Origin of the sequence: Acinetobacter sp. NIOH-H-8, assembly GCF_046635365.1 — a bacterium.
Classification (GTDB): Bacteria; Pseudomonadota; Gammaproteobacteria; order Pseudomonadales; family Moraxellaceae; genus Acinetobacter.
Map to the genome: position 1 here is coordinate 1 of NZ_JBHDVN010000194.1, position 450 is coordinate 450.

The 450-nt window shown below is 57.3% G+C and carries 1 protein-coding gene; it reads left to right on the forward strand.

Annotated features, from left to right (window positions below):
* Positions 1 to 450, forward strand: a 450-nt coding sequence (locus tag ACEWB7_RS17760) for an ATP-binding cassette domain-containing protein (protein ID WP_411581053.1), incomplete at both ends; no start/stop codon positions are given.

Here is a 450-nt window from a genome sequence, read left to right on the forward strand (position 1 = left end):
GCCGTCTACCTCTCCGGCGATATTCGCTTTCACGGCGAATCATTGCTTCATGCCAGCGAGCAGACGCTACGCGGCGTACGCGGCAATAAAATCGCCATGATTTTTCAGGAACCGATGGTTTCACTTAACCCACTGCATACGCTGGAAAAACAGCTCTATGAAGTGCTGTCGCTCCATCGGGGAATGCGTCGGGAGGCGGCAAGGGCGGAGATGATCGGTTGTCTGGATCGGGTCGGTATCCGCCAGGCGAGCCAGCGTCTGCGCGATTATCCGCATCAGCTTTCCGGCGGCGAACGCCAGCGCGTCATGATAGCCATGGCGCTGTTAACACGGCCGGAATTACTGATCGCCGATGAGCCGACCACCGCCCTCGACGTCTCCGTACAGGCGCAGATCTTATCTCTACTGCGGGAACTCCAGCGTGAGCTCAATATGGGATTGCTGTTTATC